This window comes from Acinetobacter johnsonii (genome assembly GCF_048551975.1).
Lineage (GTDB): Bacteria > Pseudomonadota > Gammaproteobacteria > Pseudomonadales > Moraxellaceae > Acinetobacter > Acinetobacter johnsonii_A.
Map to the genome: position 1 here is coordinate 1 of NZ_JBIMCF010000153.1, position 300 is coordinate 300.

A 300-nucleotide genomic window follows, 5' to 3' on the forward strand; every position below is an offset into this window, starting at 1 on the left:
CTCTTGAACTCTGCCAGTTTTCAAGTCGTATTCTTTCTTATGGCCATACTCTCCCACAAAATCGGCTTGTTTTTTGATGAAAGACAACTCTCGCGCTTTTGCACTGGCAACAGCTTGTGCATCATCTTCCTCTTGGTTTGACTTGAAGTTGAGCAGCAGCATGCCACTCAGGGCGACAAGGAAAAAGGCTAGATGTTTTTGAGTATATTTATTCACCTCGAACTTACCCAAAGTCTTCAAGATCTGCTTCAATCCAACCTAATTCTTGAATCTCTTGATCTTTTTTCAGCACATACGCAC

Annotated in this window: 1 protein-coding gene; it reads right to left on the reverse strand. The window is 42.0% G+C overall.

Features of this window, described 5'->3' with window-relative positions; translation table 11 throughout:
- A partial coding sequence (locus ACG9ZB_RS17020) for a hypothetical protein (protein ID WP_419326825.1) occupies positions 1-216 on the reverse strand: 216 nt, incomplete at its 3' end.
- Positions 217-300: the final 84 nt, after the last annotated feature.